The sequence below is a fragment of the bacterium genome, assembly GCA_026414725.1.
GTDB lineage: Bacteria > Ratteibacteria > UBA8468 > B48-G9 > JAFGKM01 > JAAYXZ01.
Genome location: JAOAIL010000030.1, coordinates 1 through 8497 on the forward strand (window position 1 = coordinate 1; position 8497 = coordinate 8497).

At 32.7% G+C, this 8497-nt stretch carries 8 protein-coding genes; all 8 read right to left on the reverse strand.

The features are described from left to right. Nucleotides 1–255: hypothetical protein (locus N3D17_07325; protein ID MCX8083178.1), on the reverse strand; the 255-nt coding region annotated here is incomplete at its 3' end. A 57-nt stretch (nt 256–312) separates the two neighbouring features. Next, the gene (locus N3D17_07330; protein ID MCX8083179.1) at nt 313–1653 is read right to left on the reverse strand and encodes a putative DNA binding domain-containing protein; all 1341 of its coding nucleotides are present in this window, start codon (nt 1651–1653) and stop codon (nt 313–315) included. A 37-nt stretch (nt 1654–1690) separates the two neighbouring features. Beyond that, nucleotides 1691–4948 (reverse strand): helicase-related protein, encoded by a 3258-nt coding sequence (locus N3D17_07335; protein MCX8083180.1) that lies wholly within the window; start codon nt 4946–4948, stop codon nt 1691–1693. Beyond that, nucleotides 4948–5130, reverse strand: a complete 183-nt coding sequence (locus N3D17_07340; protein MCX8083181.1) for a hypothetical protein — start codon at nt 5128–5130, stop codon at nt 4948–4950. The genes N3D17_07335 and N3D17_07340 overlap by 1 nt, the downstream gene beginning before the upstream one ends. Nucleotides 5131–5146: 16 nt before the next feature. Continuing rightward, on the reverse strand, nt 5147–5524 hold the full coding sequence (locus tag N3D17_07345) for an exodeoxyribonuclease VII large subunit (protein ID MCX8083182.1): 378 nt from the start codon (nt 5522–5524) through the stop codon (nt 5147–5149). A gap of 85 nt (nt 5525–5609) precedes the next feature. Continuing rightward, complete coding sequence (locus tag N3D17_07350; GenBank protein MCX8083183.1) at nt 5610–6677, reverse strand: hypothetical protein; 1068 nt, start codon at nt 6675–6677, stop codon at nt 5610–5612. Beyond that, complete coding sequence (gene glf / locus N3D17_07355) at nt 6674–7813, reverse strand: UDP-galactopyranose mutase (GenBank protein ID MCX8083184.1); 1140 nt, start codon at nt 7811–7813, stop codon at nt 6674–6676. Before glf ends, N3D17_07350 begins: the two co-directional genes overlap by 4 nt. A gap of 395 nt (nt 7814–8208) precedes the next feature. Continuing rightward, nucleotides 8209–8497 (reverse strand): DegT/DnrJ/EryC1/StrS family aminotransferase (locus N3D17_07360; protein MCX8083185.1); only part of this gene is annotated, 289 nt, incomplete at its 5' end.

An 8497-nucleotide genomic window follows, 5' to 3' on the forward strand; every position in this document is an offset into this window, starting at 1 on the left:
CAGTAAAGTTGTTTCTTTCTTTAAGAAGATAATTAGAATGTCAATCTTGGTATTATTTCTATCTGTATAGTTGCCAATTACTCTAAAAGTATCAATATATTCTGCATAGGTTGATGGGAAGTAATCTATACGATAATCTACATCTTTTATTTCAAATGTTTTGAGCAGGTTTTTAACAAAATAACAGAATCTATCCTTATCAAAGGGGTTTTCAAATGTCTCTTTTATCAGTTTTTTTGCCTGTTCCTTATCCATATTCGTTTGTTAGAATGCGTCGCAAATGCGTCGCAGATACGTCGCAAATATGCCACTTTAAGAAAGCATATAATATACTTTCTTGCCAATCCCTTTTCTTTTAAGCAATCCTTTATTTATTAAACCATTCAATTCTCTATAGGCAGTATCTTTTGAGGTCTTTAATATCTCCATTGCTTTACTTCTATTTATTCTACCAGATTTTTGTATATATTTAATAATTTCTTTTTGTCTTTCATTTAGTTCTTGCAATATCTCTTCGGTCAATTTTGATTTTCTTAAAATTACAACCATGCTTGTTCCGGTAAACTTAAAATCGGGTTCCGGTAATCCCCATTCTTTACACCATTCAATAATTTTGTTCGTGCCAGTTCCAATTTCTTCTATATATTTAACCCAGAATAGCATTCTTGCAATTAATGGATTAAATGGTTTTGACTCATGTTCTTCTTTTAATTTGTCAATAGTCCAGCCATCAGGTAACCTTCCAGGATTCCAAAACTCTATCTTATCATCAAAAATTCTTACCTGAACTTTTGCTGAAGAACGATAATCACGATGAACAACTGCATTAACAAGGGCTTCCCTTATTGCCTTAGGAGGATATTCCCACCTTTCCTGTCTCTGAATTTTGCCATTTTCAATCCATGATGTAAGCGCAATATTGTTGAAGATAAACTTTTCAACTTCTATTACTTGGTCAATTAAATTTCCACCTACATCTTTCATATCAACTATTGTTCCTGTAACATCTATCCCTTTAAATCTGACACATTTCACTTCTGCCTGTATGAAAAATTTCTGTGGGGCTTTACCAAAAAGAAGAATAGCAGAGTTTGTTAGATTGTTATTTTTTAAAAGATTAAGTCGCATAAAAATTTCTTTAGGTGTGGAAGTATAAGAAATAGTTAAACCTCGTTCATTCTGAGCAATCTGTAAAAATTCTTTTAACTTTTGATTATCTATATCCGCAAATTTCGCTGGTTCGCATATCTGATTATCAAAGTGTAATTGATTTCTATGTTTCTCCAGTATCTTTCTTTCATATTCGTCTTTTGACATCTTTACGGTTGACTTTCCTACCCTTTTATATGGTCTCCCAAATGCAAGCACTAACTGGTCAAGGGATTTTTTTACATCTATTATAATTACATTTTTGTTATTGAATCTCATAACTGACACTTCCGGATAGATTTTGGGGTCTGTATTACATACAATTCTGTTTGTAATATCTTCTATTGTTTTCTTTCCAATGTCAGTTCCTACAATTTTTCCTGTATTAGAAATACCTATATATATCTTTCCACCTTCAGTATTTGCAAAGGCACATACAGTTTCAACTATCTCTTTCCATTCCGCCGTAGACTTTTTGAGTTCAATTTTCCCTGTTTCTTTCATTTTAAAAATTTAGATGGGTTTCCTCTCCCCTTTCATCTTAACTTTCTCCTTCAAAAGAGGATGTATCAGATGATAGATACATTGACAGTATAACCTCTCTTTTACCCTCTGTTATTGCAGATGATTCAGCATAATGACTTTCAAGCAGGGAAGGGGGGATATTCTTTTGTAAAATTCCGATGACCTTTAATGGGTTTTTTATTATCTCTGGTCCTAATTTCTCCAGTTCGTTCAGCACTTTCTGAATTGTCTTCTTCGGTAATGCCCCTGCTTCAAGACGATTGATGACTCTTGCGAGATACTCTTCCTGGTCTTCTGTAAGTTGCTTGCTGTGGTTCTTCTGTATAATTTTTAACATCTTTAATAGTTTTCTTGAATTTTCTGTACCACCTCGTCTTTGCGTAACTCCTGTAAGTTCTTCAACGGTTGCATTGTAAAAAGCGGTTTTATTTTTATCAAGTAGTTCATAATAAGTATCTGTTGGTAGTTCACTTCTTTTTTCGTCTTCTAAACTCTCAAGTATTTTTGCTGCAGTAATAAAATCAATCTCTGATGCCTCTGTCCTGGTTCTTTCTGACAGGAAGAATTTCATCAGTTTGCCTTTCCTGAAAAATGTAATAAGTGAAGGGTATGAAGTAATCTCTTTAATAGATTCATTAAGTGCCTTTGATGACCTTGCTTTCTTTGGTAGTCGCTTTATCCTCTCAAATAGTTCTGGATTTTTGTCCCTCACTTCTTCAATAATCCTTAAGTATTTAAGTTCACTTTCTTCCTCTTCATCTTCTGTTAATATCTTTTTGGAAAGCAGTTTATCAAATAGTTCATGGGAAGCAACCGGCTCTCCTTCTGTAAGTATAGCAGCATCACCACCGAGCAATGTCAGGAATGCCTCTATCTTTGAACGGGCAATGCTTGTCAGTTCAATCTCTGACTCTGCCTGTTTTGTAGGGAAGAAGTTAAATGTATAGATTCTGTCAAAAGGGGTATCTACACGGTTTATTCTTCCAATCCTCTGTATCAACCGTGTAGGATTCCATGGGATATCGTAGTTTATGACAATGTTTGACCTGTGAAGGTTGACACCTTCAGAAAGAACCTCTGTTGAAACAAGTATTTGATAGTCATCTTTTTTATTTTTTGCTTTTGCATCAAAGTTGTCTATAACAGCGTCTTTTACTGTCTCTGGACAACCTCCATAGAATAGAAGTACCACTTTACCTAATTTTTTGTTTATATTTTCTTCCAGATATTTTGCTGTCTCTTTTGACTCTGTAAATATAATTATTTTCTGGTTTTCTAAGACCTTATGCCTTTCAAGATTATACAGTAAGGTTGTAAGTTTTGGGTCTCTATTTACCTTTGTCCACATTGATTCTATCTCTTTTAGAATCATAAGGTCATTCTGGAGGTCCTTTATAAATTGAGGGGTGAAGTCCGAAGCAGAGTATTTTTCTGCTTTACCTTCATCTATAAGTTTCTGTATTGCTTCATCATCACCTTCTTCTAACAGTTCAAAGATTTTGTTTATATAATCCTTGCTTACATAAACATTGCCTTTGTTATATTCCTTAATAAATCTTTCATAGGAGTAAATAAATCTCTTTATACTGTTTCTGAAGGCATAAAAACTGCTTTCAAGACGTTTCACAAGTAGTACCTTCATAAAACCACCCATATTCCTCTGGGACTGTGCTTCCAGTTGAGAGATAGATTTGGTTAAATAAAGTAGTGGTGTATAACGGGCATAGGTGAATTTTTTTGTGATTAATTCTATGGTCTTCATAAATATGCTATCTTCCTCATCATTTAACTGATAAAGGAAGGGCTTGGGGTCTTCTACTTCAGGAAATTTAACATTGTTGTTCTTAAGGTCATCAGCAAAATACTTTTCAATCTCGCTTCTTGTCCTTCTTACCATTATGTACTTTAAGACCTTATTACGAATCTCTTGCGCATTCTGTTTTGTAACTTCAAGGAATTCATTATAGTCATTTCTACGGCTTACACTTCTTAATTTTGTCGCTAATGTACCAAAAAAGTCCTCAAGATTAGGAACACCTGGTATATTGCTTTTTCTCGCTGGCTGGAATAACCTGATTTGAGAGAGTATATCTTTCGGAGAATTGTTATAAGGGGTTGCTGAGACCAGAATAATCCTTTTACCACGGCATATCTCCATAAGTTGCTCATAACTTATTGTACTTTCATTCCTGAACTTGTGGGATTCGTCTATGAAGATATTTTTGTATTCTCTCTGTTCTACTAATTCTTCTGCTTCGTCAAGTTTACCGGTAGATACGAAATCCGCATGAATACGAAAATCAGAAAAAATATTTTTCCAGGAACCAGGATTTTTCTCATCCAGAAGTGCAGGAGGTGCTATTACAAGATTCCTACCATCAAGTTGCCCGGCAAGCAGTGCAGATATATATGTCTTCCCGAGTCCGACCACATCAGATATAAAGACACCTCCATATTCTTCAAGAATTCTCTTGGCATTAAGAACCGCCTGTCTCTGATATTCAAATTCTTTAAAGTCCTGTGGTAAGTACTTTTCAAATAATTCATCTGTTCTGCTTAACTCATCCTTGAAATACTCATATAGGAACTTAAGATAAAGTTGATAAGGAGTAATATCTGTATTAAGATAGGTCTTTTCTTTTATTGTCTGGATATATTTCTCGCTTACATCTACAGAGTCTTTCCACAGGTCTTCAAACCTCTCTTTTGCAAATTTATAATCAGCGATGGTTTTAAGTTCCACATTAAACTCAAGATTATCCTCTAATCCTGACTGAGTAAAGTTACTTGAACCAGTAATAATCCTGCCTGTATCTCTGTCTCCCTCTTTGAAAGTAAGGATATATAATTTTGCATGGAGATTTTGAGAGGGATATGCCCTGATTTCTAACTTTTTTGTTTTGAGCCACTCAATAAATTTCAATACCCCTTCTTCTACGTCTCTATTGTCTTCTGAAGAAGCCATCTCTTCTTCTATCTCTTTTTCAATTAATTGTTTCGTTTCTGCATGGGATAACTTCTGGAATAATTGCTGGTCTGACTTTTTTATTAAGTCATATGTCTCTTTTGTAGTGCCTATGCCTATGAGAATCCTTATTTTTTCTGTGTTGTCCAGAACTCTATATATTTTGTGGAAGCCACTTATATAAAAATACGCACAAAGACAATCAAAAAATTTTGCGTCTTTTATGAGTTGTTCAAATCTATCTTTAAGGGTTTTACCTGGCTGGTTTACTATAAACGTGAGGTCTAAAATACTCTCTTCGTTCGCCATTATACTCCCCCATTCTTTAAGGGTGATTTTTTCATCCTCGCTGGTAAAATTATATAGGATAAAATTATCGGCATCAAGTTATTTGTATCCATTAAAAACAATCTTTGTGAGAAAGGACTAATATTATTTTTCTTTGGAGGTGCGAGAAGGGCAATGAGAAACGCTGTTTCTGTGTTATCCATCAGACCTAATTATTTACTACTTCTTTTTTATATCCAGTGCCTCAATTTCGTTGAAGAATTTATATTTGCCTACATATTTTATCTTGTTGAAGATACCTCTAACCTCCACTGCATCACCATCTTTTATATTCTGCTGTTGTATCTTTTCGTGTCCCCATACAAAAACCTTTATTGAATTATAACCTTCATCCAGCAAAGAAAAAGTAGTATAAGCATTACCTGCCTTTGAAACCCTGAACTGTAGATTGGATATTCTACCTTCAACAATAACCTCATTATGGTTAAAAAGGTCTGGATTGTTAAGGATTTGTTGTATTGATGTCTTCTGGATAGCAGAGATAATAACTCCCGCAACAAGCAAAGAGAATAATAAAAACCTTATTATCTTTAACATTGTTATATATAATTTATAATCTGTTATCTTATTTGTTAAACAAATGGCATCCCTTAAAAAATAATTTCTATAGGTTATTTCTCATCTATGTTATATAAAATAAATCTTGAATTTGATGAATGAATTTTGAACGTTCCTGTTTAATAATTCTTCTGTAATTTTCAAAATCCTTAATTCTTATCTGATAGTTATTGATACAATCTTTAATTTTTTCTGTGATATACGGAATATTTTTATTCCTCTCATCAAATTTATATTCTTCTGGTATCGGCACATCTTCAAAATAATCAGCAGACCCTTTCTTCCCGGTGATTATACAGCATCCGAGAATTGCAGCTTCACGAGGTGGTCTATCTTTTCCAGGATGATGTCCGAAATCTATATATACTTTTGCTTTTTTGAGAACTTCAACAACCTGTTTCCTTGACATATTAACAAGAGGTACAAACTTAATATCAGGAGTATTTTTTATTATCCTCTGAGTAAAAGAATATCCTTTTTTATAATTGAACACTACTAAATTTTCTTTATCCGCTATCTCATATCTCTCCTCCAAAAACGATTTGTTGAGGTAATCATAAAGTTCTTTTACAATATCTTCATTTATACCTGCTTTTTTTATAAGGTAATTTCTTGCATAATACGATTGTACTAAATGACAACAGGTTCTCTGTATTACGGCTTCTTTCTTTATTAAATACCCATATCGTTTTATTCTCCTCTGGAGTAAAACATTCATATCAAAAACAGGATATCCCAGTAATCTACTTCCAAGTTTATTGATAAATCTATGGCAGAAAAAATGTTTTTTAAAATATGGAACTCCAGAAAAATAATTATCTATACTTAACCACCATATTATAATTCTAATATTGTTAAAGTTATTCAATATCTTATGCCGGATGTATATTTCAGGAATTATTAATATATTAACACTGGTATCTTCAATATAATCTGCAATAGACACATTATAATCTTTATATTCTTCCTGTACTATCTGGGAAAGGTAAGGATAATAATAAATGTAGGTATCTATTCCTGTATTTTCTCTAAGTTCATAGGCAAGTTGATGTAAACCTTCTACTCCACCTGTTTTCTTCTTTCCCGGAGATATAATAAATACTTTTGTATTTTTATAAATTTTTAAACTCATTTTATCTTCTCCTCAAATACAACCAGTGCTCTTTTAACAACATCGTCCATATCATAATATCTGTATTCTGCGAGACGTCCTACCAGAATAAGATTGCGAATTTTTTGAGTGTTTTCTAAATATTTATAGTACTTTTGTTTCGCTGCTTCAGTAAATAAAGGGTAATAAGGAATATCTCCTATTTTATACTTCTTCGGATATTCAAAAACAATCTTTGTAACCGGTGTATCCACAGGATGGATGTGTTTGAACTCTGTTATTCTTGTAAATTTATATTCATTGGGATAATTAACTATCGCAACTTTCTGATAAAACTTTTGTTTTATGGTCTTAAATCTAAACTTAAGAGTTCTGTATGGAAGAAAACCAAATCTATAGTTTAAGAGTTCGTCTATCATCCCTGTGAAAATTAATATCCCATTGTAAGTTTTTTTCTGAAAGTAAATCTGATTGTTTTTTATATCAATGACATCTTTAAAGTTTGTGTTAGACCATATGGTTATATCAGGATGATTTAACATATTTTCAAAAATTCTTGCATATCCATATTCAGGAACTACCTGATATCTGTTATTAAAATATCTGTTATCCTTTCCTATAGTAATTGGAACTCTTTCCAATACTTCTTTATGTAGCATTCTGGGACTTGTACCCCACTGTTTTTTCGTGTAATTCTCAAAAATTTTTTTATATACATAACCTGCCAGAAACTGCAAGTCCTTATCCTTGTTTTTCTTTAATTCAAATATTGATATTCTTGTTCCATATTGATATTTTCTCAATAATTTTTGTTTCAACCTTTCTGCAATTTCTCTGGGAAACAGTATATCTATACTATTAAAATTAAAAGGAATAGGCACTGCCTTTCCATCAACAAAAGCAAGCGCTTTATGGTGATAGATATTCCAGGTAGTAAAATTAGAGAGATATGCGAAAATATCTTTATCATCTGTATGAAAAAGATGAGGTCCATATCTATGTATTATAATGCCATTTTTATCCCTGTAATCCCAGCAGTTTCCACCTATATGAGCTCTTTTTTCTATTATTAAAACTTTTTTGTTTAAAACACGCGTTATTCTTTCTGCAATGACCGAACCAGCAAAACCTGCTCCAATTATTATATAATTAAACATTTTAACCCCTATAATTCTTATATATATTTTTTGAAGAAAGGTCAAGTCCGAGCCATATCCCTCAAAAACAATCCCTATAGAAAGGAACATTAAAATAATATATAAGAGCAATCCCTTCCTTCTGCTATATTTTTGTTAATTAGTCGATTACAGATAAGGGAGAATATATTGTATAAAAATCTTCGTTTGAACACCCTGTTTATACCCTAATAAGGTTTTTCGCACGATGCCGTGAAAATATATAGCACTAAAAGGAAAGAACAATCTTACACTAAGTAAAAAGTTCTTTTTAAAAAAGTTAATATTGAAAATGTGTAATCCTATAAATACCCCTCAAGAATTCCTTCAAAGAAGAAAACAGAACATAACACCCTCTGCTATCTCTTTATTTTCTTTTATTTACGAACCTTCTCAGCAGCATTCTTAACTCCCTCAATTGTCATATCAAGTTCTTCTTTTGTCAGTCGCGGATGCATAGGAAGATTTAATTGTCTTTTATAAAAAAACTTCTCAGCATTTGGACAGAGTTTGTCAGGATAGTTAAACAATTTTTTCACACCTGTAAAGTGATATGTCGGTTGATAATGAAGAATCCCCTGTACTCCTTCCTCTCTGTAAAGGACCCTCATAAACTCATCTCTTGAAGCACCTAATTCCTCTTCTTCTACACACAGAGTATAGAGG

Bases quoted from the DNA above. Each gene is read 5' to 3' on its own strand.
- N3D17_07335 (MCX8083180.1), bottom strand. From the start codon at position 4,948: ATGGCGAACGAAGAGAGTATTTTAGACCTCACGTTTATAGTAAACCAG.
- glf (MCX8083184.1), bottom strand. From the start codon at position 7,813: ATGTTTAATTATATAATAATTGGAGCAGGTTTTGCTGGTTCGGTCATT.
- N3D17_07340 (MCX8083181.1), bottom strand. From the start codon at position 5,130: ATGGATAACACAGAAACAGCGTTTCTCATTGCCCTTCTCGCACCTCCA.
- N3D17_07330 (MCX8083179.1), bottom strand. From the start codon at position 1,653: ATGAAAGAAACAGGGAAAATTGAACTCAAAAAGTCTACGGCGGAATGG.
- N3D17_07345 (MCX8083182.1), bottom strand. From the start codon at position 5,524: ATGTTAAAGATAATAAGGTTTTTATTATTCTCTTTGCTTGTTGCGGGA.
- N3D17_07350 (MCX8083183.1), bottom strand. From the start codon at position 6,677: ATGAGTTTAAAAATTTATAAAAATACAAAAGTATTTATTATATCTCCG.